14 protein-coding genes are annotated in these 17326 nt (G+C 33.8%); 7 read left to right on the top strand and 7 right to left on the bottom strand.

Features of this window, described 5'->3' with window-relative positions:
- On the bottom strand, positions 1–477 hold the full coding sequence (locus BLS90_RS10075; RefSeq protein WP_091257522.1) for a hypothetical protein: 477 nt from the start codon (positions 475–477) through the stop codon (positions 1–3).
- Positions 478–1178: 701 nt separating this feature from the next.
- Positions 1179–2606 carry an L-serine ammonia-lyase gene (locus BLS90_RS10070; protein ID WP_091257597.1) on the bottom strand — a complete coding sequence of 476 codons (1428 nt, stop codon included), beginning with the start codon at positions 2604–2606 and terminating at the stop codon, positions 1179–1181.
- 238 nt (positions 2607–2844) lie between these two features.
- Here BLS90_RS10070 and BLS90_RS10065 point away from each other — a divergent pair, with 238 nt between their 5' ends.
- Positions 2845–5352, top strand: a complete 2508-nt coding sequence (locus tag BLS90_RS10065) for a M14 family metallopeptidase (protein ID WP_091257521.1) — start codon at positions 2845–2847, stop codon at positions 5350–5352.
- An 87-nt stretch (positions 5353–5439) separates the two neighbouring features.
- On the opposite strand, the gene BLS90_RS16880 is transcribed toward BLS90_RS10065, so the two are convergent.
- Positions 5440–5613, bottom strand: coding sequence for a hypothetical protein (locus BLS90_RS16880; protein ID WP_175455466.1), 174 nt, complete (start codon positions 5611–5613; stop codon positions 5440–5442).
- Between the two features lie 531 nt (positions 5614–6144).
- Here BLS90_RS16880 and pyrR point away from each other — a divergent pair.
- The 6 genes from pyrR (at position 6145) to BLS90_RS10035 (ending at position 10674) form a co-directional block, all read left to right on the top strand.
- Positions 6145–6684 (top strand): bifunctional pyr operon transcriptional regulator/uracil phosphoribosyltransferase PyrR, encoded by a 540-nt coding sequence (gene pyrR, locus BLS90_RS10060; RefSeq protein WP_091257520.1) that lies wholly within the window; start codon positions 6145–6147, stop codon positions 6682–6684.
- Positions 6685–6731: 47 nt separating this feature from the next.
- A complete protein-coding gene (locus BLS90_RS10055) occupies positions 6732–7658 on the top strand; it encodes an aspartate carbamoyltransferase catalytic subunit (RefSeq protein WP_091257519.1) in 927 nt (308 codons plus the stop codon).
- Positions 7659–7732: 74 nt separating this feature from the next.
- Positions 7733–8065 (top strand): ribonuclease Z, encoded by a 333-nt coding sequence (locus BLS90_RS10050; protein ID WP_066076426.1) that lies wholly within the window; start codon positions 7733–7735, stop codon positions 8063–8065.
- Between the two features lie 294 nt (positions 8066–8359).
- A complete protein-coding gene (locus BLS90_RS10045; protein WP_091257518.1) occupies positions 8360–9265 on the top strand; it encodes a ribonuclease Z in 906 nt (301 codons plus the stop codon).
- Between the two features lie 96 nt (positions 9266–9361).
- A complete protein-coding gene (gene pdxH, locus BLS90_RS10040; RefSeq protein ID WP_091257517.1) occupies positions 9362–10006 on the top strand; it encodes a pyridoxamine 5'-phosphate oxidase in 645 nt (214 codons plus the stop codon).
- A gap of 164 nt (positions 10007–10170) precedes the next feature.
- Complete coding sequence (locus BLS90_RS10035) at positions 10171–10674, top strand: CAP domain-containing protein (RefSeq protein ID WP_091257516.1); 504 nt, start codon at positions 10171–10173, stop codon at positions 10672–10674.
- Positions 10675–11336: 662 nt separating this feature from the next.
- Here BLS90_RS10035 and BLS90_RS10030 read toward each other — a convergent pair.
- From BLS90_RS10030 to BLS90_RS10015, 4 genes are all read right to left on the bottom strand, one after another.
- On the bottom strand, positions 11337–13277 hold the full coding sequence (locus tag BLS90_RS10030; RefSeq protein ID WP_091257515.1) for an OmpA family protein: 1941 nt from the start codon (positions 13275–13277) through the stop codon (positions 11337–11339).
- A 42-nt stretch (positions 13278–13319) separates the two neighbouring features.
- A complete protein-coding gene (locus BLS90_RS10025) occupies positions 13320–13715 on the bottom strand; it encodes a flagellar motor protein MotB (protein ID WP_245705085.1) in 396 nt (131 codons plus the stop codon).
- Between the two features lie 12 nt (positions 13716–13727).
- Positions 13728–14645, bottom strand: a complete 918-nt coding sequence (locus tag BLS90_RS10020; RefSeq protein ID WP_091257514.1) for a PorP/SprF family type IX secretion system membrane protein — start codon at positions 14643–14645, stop codon at positions 13728–13730.
- Between the two features lie 155 nt (positions 14646–14800).
- A partial coding sequence (locus BLS90_RS10015; RefSeq protein ID WP_139171410.1) for a gliding motility-associated C-terminal domain-containing protein occupies positions 14801–17326 on the bottom strand: 2526 nt, incomplete at its 5' end.

The raw sequence follows: 17326 nt of genomic DNA, 5'->3' as shown, positions 1-17326 counted from the left end.
TTATTTATGTATTGGTGATTGTCTGTTTATTGGCAGTTTAACGGTAAAAAAAGGAACTTTTTCCATTGAGTGACAATTGTTACAGTTAATCGTCATGGTTTTAAATTCTTTGTTAAAAAGCGCGGTATCTTTACTTTTTATTACTTTTTTCATTTCAGGTAAGCCAAGTTTTAAAAAATGCTCTGCAGATTTAGCTCTTTTAGGTCTTCTTTCGAGACCGTATTCAATTGCAACTTTTATTTTATCTAATTGATAATCGGCGTATTCCCAATTCTTATCTTTTCCAGCCCAATATAGCTCTTGATAACGATACCCGGTTTCAATCATCGCTTTGTCAAATCCCCTAAATTGTTTTTCAATGGTAGTAATTTGATCACTTTCACTTCCTTTAATCCAGTTCCCTTGTACCGTTTCTTGTTGTCTCTGTTGATCACAACCCAAAAGGCCCAGAGCTATTATGCTAAATAGTAGTTTCATTGTCTTATCATTTCAAATATTGCAATATACCCAAATTAAGGGACTCAAAACGTCAAATTTGTCTTCACTTATTTAGATTTTAGTCTAATCGTTTGATATTTAAGTTGATAAATCTGTTTTGTTTTTTGAAAAAATATTTGGTTATTGGGTTTTGAGGGATGCCAAGTACTTGCTTTTGGTATTTCTAAATTTTGCTAGAGCATCAAATCTAATTCAAATTTTAATAATCATCTTGCTTTAAAGTTTTCCTTTATGCAAGGGAGTTTAAGGCTTGAAGAGTAATTGAAAAGAACTTTTCGCTTTTATAAAACCAATGATTTCCTCCCTTTAGAGCGATTATCGCCTAATCCTATTTTACTTTGACTGTTGCACCTTCTTTAAAATATAGTAAAAGGTCTCTTTGAATACCATGAGAAGTTGGTCTTTATTATGGCGCCATTAGCATCAAAAATCATTTTTTTTATAAATTTTCACAGCATACTCGATAAGTTTACTTAGAGTATTCAGTATAAACTGTTTGTAAATGATGAAAATTTTTGTAAAAATATATGGATCAACTTTTTTTCAATTATCTTATTTCATCATTCTTTTTTTGTTTGCTACTGCTTTATTTAACGTACATGAAAATTTACGTTTGCAATTGACAACCAGTTTGTTTGCGAAAAAAAAACGTGTGATGTAATGCTGAAATTAGTTCAGTATTAACAATCTGCCATATTCACGGCAATTGCCAGACCTCCTTCGGAAGTTTCTTTGTATTTGTTGTTCATATCTTTGGCAGTTTGCCACATGGTTTCCACCACTTTGTCTAACGGAACTTTTGCGTTTTCGGGATCGGTGGCCAAGGCTAATTCAGCGGCATTAATGGCTTTTATAGCGCCCATGGTGTTGCGTTCAATACAGGGAATTTGGACTAATCCGCCAATAGGGTCACAAGTCATTCCAAGATGATGTTCCATGGCAATTTCAGCTGCCATTAATACCTGCTCTGGTGTTCCACCCATTAATTCGCATAAAGCGGCAGCTGCCATGGAGGAGGACACTCCAATTTCTGCCTGACAACCGCCCATCGCTGCTGATATAGTAGAACCTTTCTTGAAAATACTGCCTATTTCACCAGCCACCATAAGGAATTGTTTGATTTGTTTTTCACCAGCTTGGTGGTTTTCAATCACTAAGTAATACATTAAAACAGCTGGTATAACGCCAGCACTTCCATTAGTTGGAGCCGTTACGACGCGTCCTAATGCCGCATTGACTTCATTTACTGCAAGTGCAAAACAGCTTACCCATTTCAGAATTTGACGAAATTTAACTTCCGTTTTTCTAATTTCTTCAAGCCAACTTTGTGGAGAATTATAATTGGCTAAACCAATTAGGTTTTGATGCATGTCAAATGCTCTTCGGCGTACGTTTAATCCTCCAGGAAGAATCCCTTCGGAATGACAGCCAATATACATGCATTCTAGCATGGTGTGCCAAATACGGATCAATTCGTGATCAATTACGGCTTCCGTACGCATTGATTTTTCGTTTTCAAAAACGATTTCCGAGATGGATTTATTTTCGTTTTTACAATACTCTAATAATTCTGATGCTTTATCAGTAGGATAAGGAAAAGCACATTTTATTTGTATTTTCTTTTTAGCGTTAATGCGTTCTTCTTTGACTACAAATCCACCACCAATAGAATAAAAAGTGGATTTATATTCTTTATCATCGTTCATAAAAGCCGTGAACGTCATTCCATTGGCATGAAAAGGAAGGAAGTTTTTATTGAAAACGATGTCCTGGAGAAAATAGAAAGGGATTGGTTTTTCGTTTCCTAAATTAATTTCGTTTTTTGATTCAATGGATTTTATAATGGCAGCGATATTTTCTATAGGAATGTATTCTGGATCTTGTCCACTCAATCCTAGCATTACGGCTAAATCCGTTGCGTGCCCTTTTCCAGTCAAGGAAAGAGAACCGTATAGGTCTATTTTTACTCGGATTACAGCATGAAGTAACAACTCGTTTCTCAATTCACCTAAAAAGCGTTCGGCAGCTCTCCATGGGCCTAGTGTGTGTGAACTCGATGGTCCTACACCAATTTTTAGCATGTCAAAAACTGAGATACATTCTTCCATCTGTTGTTTCATTTTGTGATCGACAAATATAATAGATTGTTATTAGGATCCGAATTATATGCAAGATTTTATTAATTATTTAATAAAGAATAGTGCTGTAATCTTAGTATTCCTCCATGAAAAATGAATTAATGATAGCGGAGAGCTATGGTATAATCTGTATTTAATTAATCGGAAATTTTGCTTGTGAAAGACTTTGTAAATGGCTATTTTTGAAGCATAACTAACCCAAAATAATATGAAAAAGACTATTTTTTCTTTTTACCTAATGCTAACTCTGGTGCTCAGTGTTCATTCACAAGTGCAAAGTCCTTCAGAATTTTTACCGAATTACGGAAAGCAAATAACGTATTACCATCAAGCCGAAAATTATTTTAGGCATCTTACGGAAAAATCCCCTTTAATAAAACATCAAAAATATGGAGTGACTCCTGAACAAAGGGATTTAAATGTATATTTTATTTCTAGTCCTGAGAATTTAGCAAACTTAGAACAAATTCGAAATAATAATTTAGCCGCTATTGGTTTGTCCACCAACAAAAGCCAAATGATTGGTGATAAATTAATTGTATGGTTGAGTTTTAATGTTCATGGAAATGAATTTGCTGGAACTGAAAGCGCTATGACTGTAGCGTATGAGCTGGTAAATCCTTCCAACTCTGAAACTAAAAAGTGGTTAGAAAATACTATTGTAATCTTGGATCCATGCATTAATCCTGATGGATATTCCAGATATGGGAATTGGTTAAGAGAAATTTCAAGTAAAAAAACGCATCCCGATTTGTCAGACAGGGAACACATGGAAGTTTGGCCAGGAGGTAGGTACAACCATTATATCTTTGATTTGAACAGGGATTGGGCTTGGCAAACCCAGCCGGAAACCCAACAGCGTATTGCATTGTACAACCAGTGGATGCCTCAAGTACACACGGATGTACATGAAATGGGATACGATTCTCCCTATTTTTTCCCACCGTCAGCGGAACCTTTGCACGAATATATTGAAAAGTATCAAAAAGATTTTCATTATACGTTAGGTAAAAATATATCAAAAAAATTTGATGCTCAAAACTGGATGTATAATACAGGGGAGCGTTTTGATTTGTTTTATCCAAGTTATGGAGATACCTATCCTACTTACAATGGAGCAGTAGGCATGACTATGGAACAGGGCGGAATAGGAGCTGGGAGAGCAGTAACAATGAGTAACGGAATCACATTGACAATTAAAGACCGCTTAACCCATCATGCTACGGCGGTTCTTACGGTTGTAGAATCAGCGGCAGCACAAGCAGATGTTTTGCTAAAAGGTTTTAGAGGTTTTATGAATAATTCTCGAAAAACAGTCAAGGGAAATTATAAAATGTATGTGATGAAAAACAATCCGAAGTTGGTTCAAATGGCGGATTTGTTAAAAAAAAATAATGTAGAATTTAGTTATGCTGACGGCACTCAAAAAGCATCAGGATTTAATTATACTACAAAAACAGAAAAAGGTTTTACAATTGAACCAAATGATTTAATTGTGAAAGTAGACCAACCCAAAGCCGTTTTTGCGCAAGTACTTTTTGAACCAAACCAAAAATTGAATGACAGTTTATCTTATGATATTACTTCATGGGCATTGCCTCTGGCTTATGGAGTAGAAGGCTATGCATTGAAAAATAGTGTAGCTGTTAAAACAAAAATGGCAATTGAAATGCAGGAAAAAGTCATTCCGCAAAACGTGTATGCGTTTCATATTCCTTGGAATAATAGAATTTCAGCTCAGGTATTATCTTTGTTGCACCAAAATAATATCAAAGTGCGATCAGCAATGAAGAAAGCTGTTTTTGGAGAAGTAATTGTTGAGCCGGGTGGGTTGTTAGTAACCAAAGCAGATAACCCTAAAGTAGTTGATTTTGAAAAAACAATTTCAGGACTAGTAAAAATAAAAACCGATTACAATTATATTGCTACAGGTTTTTCCTCGAATTCAAAAGATGTAGGAGGCGAAAATTTTAATTTATTAAAAGCACCAAAAGTGGTTTTATTATCTGGAAAAGGAGTTGGTTCCACTGAGTTTGGTGCCGCCTGGTATTATATGGAAGAAACAATTGGTTATCCAGTAAGTGTGATTGAAGTAAATAATTTCAACAGATTAAACTTGTTTAATTACAACACGTTAATCTTAGCAGATGGGTATTATGAATTTTCCGAAGACCAACAAAAGAAAATTGGAGAATGGATTAAAAACGGAGGAAAAGTGATTGCAATGAATAGTGCTTTGACAATATTTGAGGGAAAAGAAGGCTATGCATTAAGTCCATTTGCATCCGAGGAAGACAAATTGAGTTCAGAGAAAGAGGCTGAAGAAGAAGCGTTAAAAGAACGTTTTTTAGATTTTCAAGATTCGGAGCGTAGGTATATTTCTAAATCAATTCCTGGCGCTATTATCGAGAATATGCTGAATAAAACACATCCAATGTCTTTTGGTTTAGGGGATAAATATTTCAGTCTAAAAACGGATGATAGACACTATTCGCTGCTGAAAAAAGCAACAAATGTCGTTTATGTGCCCAAAGATTATAAGAGTTATGGTTTTGTTGGAAATGAAATAAAAAAGAAACTCAACAATACCGTAAGCTTTGCTGTGGATAAAAAAGGTGACGGATCTGTAATCTATATGGTCGACAACCCTTTATTTAGAGGTTTCTGGGAAAATGGCAATTTATTGTTCAGCAATGCTTTGTTTTTAGTAAACTAAAGATCCAAAGTATTGAAACCATAAAAAAGAGCACAGCAATGGGCTCTTTTTTATTGGGATCAAATGACCATTATAAAGTGCAGTGACTTATTTTCTTCCAAAAATTTTGCTGATTATAAAAATTAGTATAGCCAGTACTGCAACAACTATAAATATACCAACACCTACTCCAGCTTTGAATATTCCTTCTATTATTGAACAGCTTGAAAATGATATTAATACTATAAAAAGCATCAATAAACGAGTTAATTTTTTTTGCATGATTAATTAGTTTAGGTTAAAAATGTAAAATTATTGCTTTCAACTAAGCAGTTTGTTATATAATTCAGAGGGGTATTTATATAATTCAAACAAAAAATAACTTAAAATGGTAACCAAATAGCCCATTTAAGTATAAAGGTAAAACAAAAATATTTACAGTTGAACAGTAGTGTTTTATATTTTGACAAAATATAGTGGAATAAAAAAAGGTATTATTAAGTAAAATGAAGTCTACCTAGATAAATTATTTCAATTCCTGTTGCGACGGTCAAGTATCAAATTAGGTCATAGGAATTTTTGATGTTACAACAGCATTAGCCAATCTGTCTGTCGATTATCAGGGAATTTTGTCCAATTTTACCTTACACATTGTTCTAAAATCTATTGTCAAAATGCTTTAGAATAGTTTTGTAAATAAGCAATTTGGTTTTTAGCAGATAAACGAGTAATGATGTTTATTTTCTCTCTTTTTAATTATAAAATCCTAAATCGGAATTCGTATATTTGTCAAACCAAACAATATAATCTACTATGAGTCACAAAGTATTACTTACTGCAAAAGAAGTAACTATCATATTACATCGTTTGGCCTGCCAGTTAATTGAAAAACACTTAGATTTTTCAGATACAATTTTAGTTGGAATTCAACCACGAGGTGTTTTTTTAGCGGAGCGCTTGAAAGAAATTTTGGAAAATGAATATCAAACTCCTGAAATTCAATTAGGTTACTTGGATATTACCTTTTTTAGAGATGATTTCCGAAGAACTGACAAACCATTGGAGGCCAATAAAACTAAAATTAATTTTATAGTTGAAAATAAAAAGGTCATTTTTATAGACGATGTTTTGTTCACTGGACGAAGTATCAGATCTGCTTTGACTGCTATTCAATCTTTTGGTAGGCCTTCAGAAATTGAACTATTGGTGTTAATCGACAGACGCTTCAGCCGCAATTTACCCATTCAGCCAGATTATAGAGGACGACAGGTTGATGCAATCAATAACGAAAAAGTCAAAGTGAGCTGGAAAGAAAATGAAGGGGAAGATGGTGTCTATCTAATTACAAGTTAGATCATTTTTAAACGCTAACTATTAAAAACTAATAATCGTAAACAGCAATGAAAGAATTAAGTGTAAATCATTTGTTAGGCATAAAATACATCAATAAGAATGATATTGACCTAATTTTTGAAACAGCCGATCATTTTAAAGAAGTCATTAATCGCCCCATAAAAAAAGTACCTTCTTTAAGAGACATTACCATTGCCAACATTTTTTTCGAAAATAGTACAAGAACAAAACTTTCTTTTGAACTTGCTCAAAAACGTTTATCAGCTGATGTTATTAGTTTTTCAGCTGCTCAATCCTCTGTCAAAAAAGGAGAAACACTAATTGATACGGTGAATAATATACTTTCGATGAAAGTTGATATGGTGGTAATGCGACATGCAAATCCGGGAGCTGCTTATTTTTTATCCAAAAATGTAAAAGCAAGCATCGTAAATGCTGGAGATGGTGCTCATGAACATCCTACGCAAGCTTTATTAGACAGTTATTCGATTAGAGAAAAACTAGGAGAGGTCGCTGGGAAAAAAGTGGTTATTGTAGGGGATGTTTTGCATTCTAGAGTTGCATTGTCTAATATATATGCCTTGCAAATGCAAGGGGCCGAGGTGAAAGTTTGTGGGCCTAAAACGCTAATTCCTAGGCATATTGAATCGCTTGGAGTTACGGTAGAACCAAATCTTAGAAAAGCACTTGAATGGTGCGATGTGGCAAATATGTTGCGTGTGCAAAATGAACGAATGGACGTGAATTTTTTTCCCTCAACAAGAGAATATGCACAACAATATGGAGTAGATAAAACACTTTTAGATTCTTTAGATAAAGAAATTGTCATCCTGCATCCAGGACCAATCAATCGTGGTGTGGAGATTACTAGCGAAGTCGCTGATTCAAGTCAATCAGTGATTTTAAACCAAGTAGAAAATGGTGTTGCAATTAGAATGGCAGTAATTTATCTTTTGGCATCAAAAATTCAATAGTTTTATGTAAAACTTTGTAAATTAGCTACTTGTAATCGAAAATACCGCTGGGTAGGTTCATAAATATATTAAAAATGAAAGTAGATCAAAAAGGACATACCGTAACGATTAGAGATACACAAGGGGATTTTATGTCTTTTCTTATGAAGGTTACGCACCAGTATAAAACATTCGAAAAACACAACATAATGATTGATCTTTTGTTACACAAAGATTTATCTACGAATGATATTAAGCAATTTATGCCTTTATCGAAACAACATAAAAAAGCAAAAAAATCTTTTGTCATAATTACTTCTGATTTTGATTATAATGCCGTTCCCGCTAAATTAACCGTTGTGCCTTCCTTATTAGAGGCGCATGATATTATAGAAATGGAAGAGATTGAAAGAGATTTAGGGTTTTAACAAATGTCTTATGGATTTTTACAAAAACAAAAAGGACGCACATATTTTAAGCATTATTCTATTCGCATTTTTTATAATTTTAATGGGGCTCAATCTCTCTAATGTTTTTACTGCTGACGATTCCTACAACTATTGGGTAGTATTTGCAAACTGATTAGTAGCAATTTCTCATGAGCTACAAATTAAAAAATACAACAGCGAAAAAAGGATAGTATGTTGTAATTAATTTGCAAATAGTGAATTATGAATGTTCCATTTTAATTCTATAGTAACTTCTAACATGAAATTAAAAAATTGAAACTAACAATACTTGGTTGCTATGCAGCTACACCACGAACTTTTACCAATCCCACCTCACAGATTTTAGAAATTAAAAATAGACTTTTTTTGATTGATTGCGGGGAAGGAACTCAAGTGCAATTGCGCAAGAACAAAATCAGGTTTTCTAAAATAAACCATATTTTTATTTCCCATTTGCACGGAGATCACTTTTTTGGATTAGTCGGTTTAGTATCTACATTTAGTTTGCTTAACAGAACCACCGATTTGCATATTTATGGGCCAAAAGGAATAAAAGAAATTATTAAATTGCAATTGCGATTGTCTAATTCTTGGACAAATTATGGCTTGTTTTTTCATGAACTGGAATCGCTAGAAAGCGAAATTCTTTTTGAGGATGAGAAGGTTTTGGTGCAAACCATCCCATTAAAACATCGAGTGTACACAAATGGTTTTTTGTTCCAAGAAAAAATAGGATATAGAAAACTGAATTTAGACGCTGTTCAGAATTATGAAATCGATAGTTGCTATTATCAAAAAATCAAAAACGGTAAAGATATCACACTACAAGATGGGAGAGTTATTGAAAATGACAAATTGACCTTCGATCCTATTCCAACTAAGAGTTATGCTTTTTGTTCTGATACCGTTTATCATGAAGCTATTATTCCTATTATAGCCAATAGTACTGTATTGTATCATGAATCTACCTTCCTGCAGTCTGAGGAAAATCTGGCTAAAAAGACACTGCATTGTACCGCAAAAGAGGCTGCAACCATAGCTCTTAAGGCTGATGTAGGACAATTAATCTTGGGTCACTATTCAACACGTTATGAAAAAATTGAATTATTTAAAGACGAAGCTGAAACCGTTTTTTCAGAGGTACTTTTAGCCGATGATGGGAAAAGGTTTGAGTTTTAAATAAATAATTGAACGGCACGAGAAAATTGGTTTAGTGAATTTTGAATGACACCACTCAAATCAGGCCAGAAATGAACATTTTTAAATTAGAAATATATGAACGACTTAAGTAATTACAGAAAATCGTATGATAAGAGCGAGCTTTTAGAAGCTTCTATCCCCGAAGATCCAATCAATTTGTTTAACAGATGGTTTCACGAAGTAGAGGACTTTGGAGGTGATAGTGAAGTAAATGCAATGACCGTAGCAACAATTGGCTTAGATGGATTTCCAAAGTCTAGAGTTGTTTTGTTAAAAAAGTTTAATGAAGAGGGTTTTGTTTTTTATACCAATTACAATTCAGAAAAGGGTAGGGCTATTACAGCAAATCCAAATGTTTGCTTGTCTTTTTTTTGGCATACTATGGAGCGACAGGTAATCATCAAGGGAATTGCAAAAAGAACTTCGGAAGTAACTTCTGATAGTTATTTTGAATCCAGACCCGATGGAAGTAAATTAGGAGCAATTGTGTCCAATCAAAGTGAAGTGGTTCCTTCCAGAGACTATTTAGAACAAAACCTGAAACGATTAGAAAAAGATTTTGAGAGTATGGTTATTCCAAGACCAAAGCATTGGGGCGGATTTCTTGTAACTCCTTTAGAGGTAGAATTTTGGCAAGGAAGACCTAATAGATTACATGATAGAATTCGGTATTCTAGCCAACAAGATTATTCTTGGAAAATAGATCGTCTTTCTCCTTAATGTAAGAATTATACATATTTAATTATTTTTATGATGTATTTCATCGACTTTTTTAGGTATTTAAACGGTAAAAGATGTATGTTTGAGTAAGAAATAAAAAACATAGAATTATATATTAAAGTTGTTTGCCCCACAATCTACTTTAAACCTAACCTACTAAAGTTATGAAAATAAAATTACTTCGTGCATTATTGCTCGCTGTTGCGATATGCACTATGAATTCCTGTTCCTCAGACAGTTCTGAAATTGAAACCGCTGACGCAACCGTTCAAAAAGTTGTTGTATACTCATACAATTCTATTGAGTTAGAGACCATGGATTTGATAAATGCCCACAGAGTTAGTAAAGGTTTGAATCGCTTGGAAAAAATCAATCACATGTCTTATAAATCTGAAGAGCATGATAACTACATGATCGCAAACAATGTAGTTAATCATAATGATTTTGTTGCGCGTTCAGAAAACATTATGAAGACTTTAGGAGCCAAATCGGTAAGTGAAAATATAGCTTACAATTACAATACGCCACAAGCAGTTTTAAATGCGTGGTTAGCCAGTCCTAGTCACAAAGAAAATATTGAAGGTAACTTTACCCATTTTGGAATTGCGATCAAAGAAAATCCGGTAAACGGTAGAAAGTATTATACAAATATCTTTGCAAAAATTTAAGTTGAGTTTTTTATATTTAAGTGGCTGTCTTCTCCCCGAGAGACAGCCATTTATATTTTAAAAACAGTTTATAAAAAATCAGATGTTAATTTAGCATACTAACTGTTAATGATTTTTCTTTTGATGTGTTTTAAATGATAATTATTTTTGATTTAAAAATGTAAGCTGTCTTATTGTTTACATATTTTTTTAATACTTATTCTTATTTTGCATATTACTAAATATCTGCCATTAATGGATCATGTAAGCACATGGAACTATTTAATGTCGTACTATAAAACGAGTGAAATAATATTTAACATAGGAGTCATATAAGCATTAAACCTTAAATGACCTTATTGTTGTTTAAAGTATATAAGCCTAACAAATGAAACTTAAATGACTTATATGGTAAAAAAAATGCACCATTGTTTTATTCTTATAGCTTATACATTCTATTTGGTACTAATATTTTAGGCAGGTATACTACTTACTAGCCTACAAAGCAGATAATTGAGACACCTCACGCTCTAGTGTAGCACACCTCTTGATTCAACAAATTAGATCATTTATATCCCATCGAATTATTTTTATTACGCGGAGAAAATAGATGAGGAAAATAATTGAAATAAAAATAGGCTGTCTTTATGGGACAGCCTACTAAATTTACTTAGGAAGTTATTTTACAGGGCAGTGATAATAAATTCACTTCTTCTGTTTAGCTGATGTTCTTCTTCTGTACATGGTACTCCATCGGTACATTTATTTACTAATTGAGTCTCACCATATCCTTTGCCACTCAATCTATTCTCATTTACTCCATTTTCAACTAACCACTTAATAGTTGATTTAGCTCTTCGATCTGATAAAGCTTCATTGTATTTAAACGAGGCTCTGCTGTCAGTATGAGAGCGAATATCCAATGTCATCGTTGGATTTTGGCTTAGAACATCAAGTATTTTTTCCAAATCTAAAGCGGCTTCTTTTCGAATATTGGATTTGTCTAAATCAAAATAAATCATTTTTATGTTAAAGCATTTGCCAAGATCATCACCAATAGTAACTTTACAAATAGCATTCTCTAGTGCAATTGGTAAATATGTTTTTCCATTTTCGTCTGCAATCGTTATCGATACTTCTTTTACGGTATATTCTGGTTTTTGAGCTCTTACATAATATTTTTTACCGCATTCAACAGCAAATGAATAAGCACCTTTTTCATCTGAAACCGTGGTGCTAATGCTATTAAATTGATTGTCAAGCAATGTTACTTTAGTGTTAGGAAGCAACTCTGCAGTATCGATGTTGGTAATTTCTCCGAATAATAATTGTGTACATGTAATTTTTTTTAGTTCTAAAAATTTATAAATGTCATCATATCCCATACCACCATCCCGGTTTGAAGTTAAAAAGCCTCTTCTAGATTTTGTATCTATAAAATAAGCAAAATCGTCTTTGGGTGAATTAATATCAGAGCCTACATTTTGTACTTTGCTAAAAGAACCGTTTGGATTAATTGTAGAAACAAAAACATCTAAACCTCCTAAGCCCGGATGTCCATCTGATGAAAAATAGATTTCGTTTTCATCATTTACAAACGGAAAAGTTTCTCTTCCTTCGGTATTAATAGTTTTGCCTAAGTTTTCGGGTATCCCATAACTTCCATCATTATTTACTTGAACTTTAAATAAATCAGATAGACCTAAGGTTCCAGGCATATCAGAGGCAAAATATAATGTTTTGCCATCAGGACTTAGCGTAGGATGTGCAACACTGTAATTGTCACTATTAAAAGGAAGTTCAGTTATATTCGACCAAAAGTCATTTTCTAAAGTGGCTTTGTATATTTTTATTAAAGTAATTTTATTTGCATCTTTTCCTTTTTTTCCATCAAGATAATTGTTTCGGGTAAAGTACATTGTTTTTCCGTCTTTTGTAAAAACAGGGGTTGACTCATGAAATTTAGAATTTATCTTTTTGTCAAACTTTTGCGGTTCTCCTGGAGTCATATTTTCTCCTAATGTAGAGGCATATAAATTTGTAAAATATTGATTAGTCCATTTGTGTTTTCTTTGTCCAAGGCTTCCAGTATCCCTAGCTGATGCAAAAACAATTTTATCGGAATACAATGCAGTACCATAATCAGAGTAAATAGAGTTTATTCCAGCATCTTCAATATTATATCTTCCGGAATTAGCTTTGATGGCATCAAGATAATTTTCATTTTCCATAAAAAGGATCCCTCGGCTGTCGTTTCCGGCTTTTTTATTGAACAACTCTAAAAGTTCATTCGCTTTTTCATTTTGGCCAATTGATCTCAAAGACTGCGAATAACGAAAATAATATTCTGGTTCTAAGTCTGAAGTATTCATGGCAAATAATTCGCCATACCATTTGGCAGCTTGTTCCAATTCTGCATTAAAATAGTAGGAGTTGCCTAATTTTTTAAACATATCTACCGATTTGTATCCTTTTTGAGCCACTTTTTCGTAAGTTTTTATGGCATCTATATAGGCATAGTTGTTGTACTTTTTATCAGCAGCTGCAACCTTTCCTTGTTGGCAGTGTGCACTAAATGAAAAAGCGGTTAATAAGGTTATATAGAGGAGTATATTATTTTTCATAATAATTGTTTTTAAAAGAATTTTGGCATTGTGATTTTGTCTTTATTTCCGATTTTTTTTCTCGTGTAAGAGCCGTGATTTTTGTTTTAATTTTTCCAATATTTCATTGGCAATATCATTTTGACCAATAAATAATAAAGATTTAGAATATTGGTGATAATATTCTGGTTCTAAATTAATACCCATGGCAAATAATTCACAATACCATTTAGCAGCGTTACCAAAATCTGCATTTATGTAATAAGAATCTCCAATTTTTTTAAATAGATCAGCTGATTTATATCCTTTTTCAACAATCCTTTCATAGGTTTTGATGACATCTACGTAGACATATTTGTCACTTGTTTTTTCAGTTATAAATAATTTGGAATCTTGAGCATTTCCTTTAAAATAAATTAGACTAATAAGTATGATGTAAAAGAATGTATTTTTTTTCATGCTATTTAATTTCTAGAAGAATCGAGGAGTTATAATTTTACCATTATTTTTAAATATTTCATATCGCAAAAATATTTCATGTGAACCAGAATTATAGTTGTTCAATCGAGTTGTCTCCCTGTCATATCCATAACCTATATACATTCCATCAGAGACTTGAAATCCAACAACCGCACTTAACGCAGCACTCCATCTATAGGCAATTCCTAAAACAAATTTCTCATTAAACATAAAGTTACCAGAAACATCAACTTGTAGTGGAGCACCTACTACCATTTTGGATAGGAATGCAGGTTTAAATTTTAATGTGCTATTGATATCAAAAACATAACCTCCTATTAAATAGTAATTTATTTTTTCTCTAAATATCGCAGTTTCATTATCATCATACCGGTTTGTTTCAATAAAATTAGGAATTGAAAAGCCAATATATGCTTTGTCAGAATGAAGATATAAACCTGCTCCAAAATTAGGTGAAAATTGATTATCTATATTTTGCATCGATGGATCAAGTGGATAGGAATCAACAGGGTTTAATTTTGAGATGTCTAAATTGAATAAATTAGCTGTAGCTTTTATACCAAAAGAAAGTTTGTAATTTTCCGATGCAGGAATGGTATATGAGAAATCAGTAGAAATAGTAGTTTCATTGGTAGGGCCAATTTTGTCGCTAACAAAAGAAACTCCTAAACCAAGATTGTTATCATTTAGCGGAGTGTTGATTGAGGCAACATTTGTAACTGGGGCACCATCCAAACCTACCCATTGAGTACGATGCATAGCAAAAATACTCATTGCTCCTCTAGAACCTGCATAAGCGGGATTGATATTAATGGTATTGTACATGTACTGAGTATATTGTGCGTCTTGTTGTCCAAAACCAGTAAATGCTGTAAATAGTAACAAGATTAAAAATATTTTTGTTCTCATAGTAGATTTGTTTTTGTAATTGAACTCTTTCTTTTTTTAGGATCCAAAAGATCTATTTCGAAAAATGTCAATACTATTTATATTTAAGAATAGGGCTAATTCATTTTTTAACCTGAGGATTTTTAACTATCCTCAGGATTAAAATTAATTCAAAATTATTTAGTAAGGTATAAATACCCGTCTAATTTTTTGATTTCTATATTACCATTTCCATCAATAGAACTGTAATTTAGAATATAAAAATAAGTTCCGGTAGGTAAACCTGACGACTGATTAACAGTTGTTCTTCCGCGAGAGATACCTTCAAAATTATTAGTTTGATTGTTATAATTTTTAGTTTCAAAAACTAGTACACCCCAACGATTATATATTTCAACGGTATTTTCAGGGTAACAAGCAGTGTCATCAATATTATCAATAACAAAAACTTCGTTTGTACCATCTCCATTTGGTGAAAATGCATTATGTATTTTTATGTCACCACATCCTAAAACGATACAATCATCATTTATATTTACTGTCAGTTCAATTTTTCTTGGACAATCTCCATTGTTGATTTGATATTCAAAGACTTTGTTTCCTAAGCTTAATCCAAAAGGAGATAGGATATTTCCTTGTAGTGCTCCAGTATTATCAACATCTACCCAGGTTCCGTTTGTTGGAGTTCCTTGAGGCAATAAATTAAAGATATTAATTGTAGAGGAATCTCCACTACAAGCAGAGCTTGCAATTGTTGTTCCGCTGTTTGCCACTGAGACGTTAACCGTTTGAGTAAATATAGAAATGTTTCCACAAGAATCTGAAACAGACCATTTTCTTACAATTGAATAAGAGTTCTGAGAACTATTAGTGATTGTTTCTGTATATATTGCCGGAGAGGTCGTTGAACAATTATCTGCAAAAATAAGTTCTGGTTTCAAAGGAATAGCATCACAATTCACATTGATAGTTGCAGCAAATTCAGTGGCAGTAGTTGGACCAGTAGTATCTTGTACACTTATGATTTGAAAAGCAGTAGTCGAATTTCCTGCTGAATCTGTAGCTGTCCAGGTTCTAGTTACAGTGTAAGAACCAATACAACTACCTTGAACAGTTGTGTCTACGAATGCTAATGTTATAGAGCTACAGGTATCAGTTGCTGTTGCTTGAGCAAAATTTGGAGTAATACCACAACTTATAGTTGAAGGTACTGGTAATTGAGCAATGACCGGTGCGGTAATATCCTTAATTGTTATAGTTATTGTTGCAGTATCACAGTTTTCTGGATTTAACTTCTCACATATTTGATATGTTAAAATATAAATTCCAGGATTTGTACCAGTTAATGTATTGATGTTTCCAAGGTTATCCAATTGAATATTTAAATTTTGCCCAGAAACTAAAGTGATATTCACCGTTGAAGCTATTAAGGAGTTTCCATTTAGTGAATCATTTCCTAATACATTTCCTAGTATGCCTGATGAGGTACAATTTTCAATTGTATAGATATCATCATTAGCGACAATAACAGGAGCGGTAACGCTAACGGTAACGGTAGCCGTATCACAATTATTTGGATTTAAGATTTCACAGATTTGGTACACCAAGGTATAGTTACCAGCAGGCGTACCCGCAGCCACTAGCACATCAGTGCCAGATAAAGTCACACCAGCATTCGAAGATGAAACGAAAGTCGTAGCAACTTGCGAAGCTAAAACAGGAACCCCGTTTAGGGTATCGTTTACCAATACATTGGTGAAAGCCGTTCCGCCGTTGGCACCGTTTACAGGAGTTCCAGCATCATCATTAGCGACAATAGCAGGAGCCGTAACGCTAACGGTAACGGTAGCTGTATCACAATTGGTTGGATTTAAGATTTCACAGATTTGGTAAACCAACGTGTAAGAACCAGCAGGCGTACCCGCAGCCACTACCACATCAGTACCAGAAAGAGTGATTCCAGCATTTGAAGATGAAACCGTGGTCAAGATAACTTGCGAAGCCAAAACAGGAACATCGTTTAAGGTATCGTTTACTAATACATTGGTGAAAGCCGTTCCGCCGTTGGCACCGTTTACATTAGTTCCGGCATCATCATTAGCGACAATAGCAGGAGCCGTAACGCTAACGGTAACGGTAGCCGTATCACAATTATTTAGATTTAAGATTTCACAGATTTGGTAAACCAACGTGTAAGAACCAGCAGGCGTACCCGCAGCCACTACCACATCAGTACCAGAAAGAGTGATTCCAGCATTCGAAGATGAAACCGTAGTCAAGACAACTTGCGAAGCTAAAACAGGAACCCCATTTAAAGTATCGTTAACCAATACATTGGTGAAAGCCGTTCCGCCGTTTGCACCGTTTACAGGAGTTCCGGCATCATCATTAGCGACAATAGCAGGAGCGGTAACGCTAACAGTAACGGTAGCCGTATCACAATTGGTTGGATTTAATATTTCACAGATTTGGTACACCAAGGTATAGTTACCGGCAGGCGTACCCGCAGCCACTACCACATCTGTACCAGATAAAGTTACACCAGCATTCGAAGCTGAAACCGTAGTCACGATAACTTGCGAAGCCAAAACAGGAACCCCGTTTAAAGTATCGTTTACCAATACATTGGTGAAAGCTGTTCCGCCGTTGGCACCGTTTATGGGAGTTCCAGCATCATCACTAGCGACAATAGCAGGAGCAGT

Origin of the sequence: Flavobacterium omnivorum (genome assembly GCF_900099915.1) — a bacterium.
Classification (GTDB): domain Bacteria; phylum Bacteroidota; class Bacteroidia; order Flavobacteriales; family Flavobacteriaceae; genus Flavobacterium; species Flavobacterium omnivorum.
The sequence above is the reverse complement of the archived record's forward strand: the minus strand, read 5'-3'. Positions and strand labels throughout refer to the sequence as shown.

What these genes read in the sequence shown, in the direction of transcription:
- pyrR (WP_091257520.1), top strand. Translation starts at nt 6,145, where the DNA reads ATGAGTCACAAAGTATTACTTACTGCAAAAGAAGTAACTATCATATTA.
- BLS90_RS16880 (WP_175455466.1), bottom strand. Translation starts at nt 5,613, where the DNA reads ATGCAAAAAAAATTAACTCGTTTATTGATGCTTTTTATAGTATTAATA.
- BLS90_RS10075 (WP_091257522.1), bottom strand. Translation starts at nt 477, where the DNA reads ATGAAACTACTATTTAGCATAATAGCTCTGGGCCTTTTGGGTTGTGAT.
- BLS90_RS10070 (WP_091257597.1), bottom strand. Translation starts at nt 2,606, where the DNA reads ATGGAAGAATGTATCTCAGTTTTTGACATGCTAAAAATTGGTGTAGGA.
- BLS90_RS10065 (WP_091257521.1), top strand. Translation starts at nt 2,845, where the DNA reads ATGAAAAAGACTATTTTTTCTTTTTACCTAATGCTAACTCTGGTGCTC.
- pdxH (WP_091257517.1), top strand. Translation starts at nt 9,362, where the DNA reads ATGAACGACTTAAGTAATTACAGAAAATCGTATGATAAGAGCGAGCTT.
- BLS90_RS10025 (WP_245705085.1), bottom strand. Translation starts at nt 13,715, where the DNA reads ATGAAAAAAAATACATTCTTTTACATCATACTTATTAGTCTAATTTAT.
- BLS90_RS10020 (WP_091257514.1), bottom strand. Translation starts at nt 14,645, where the DNA reads ATGAGAACAAAAATATTTTTAATCTTGTTACTATTTACAGCATTTACT.
- BLS90_RS10030 (WP_091257515.1), bottom strand. Translation starts at nt 13,277, where the DNA reads ATGAAAAATAATATACTCCTCTATATAACCTTATTAACCGCTTTTTCA.
- BLS90_RS10055 (WP_091257519.1), top strand. Translation starts at nt 6,732, where the DNA reads ATGAAAGAATTAAGTGTAAATCATTTGTTAGGCATAAAATACATCAAT.
- BLS90_RS10050 (WP_066076426.1), top strand. Translation starts at nt 7,733, where the DNA reads ATGAAAGTAGATCAAAAAGGACATACCGTAACGATTAGAGATACACAA.
- BLS90_RS10035 (WP_091257516.1), top strand. Translation starts at nt 10,171, where the DNA reads ATGAAAATAAAATTACTTCGTGCATTATTGCTCGCTGTTGCGATATGC.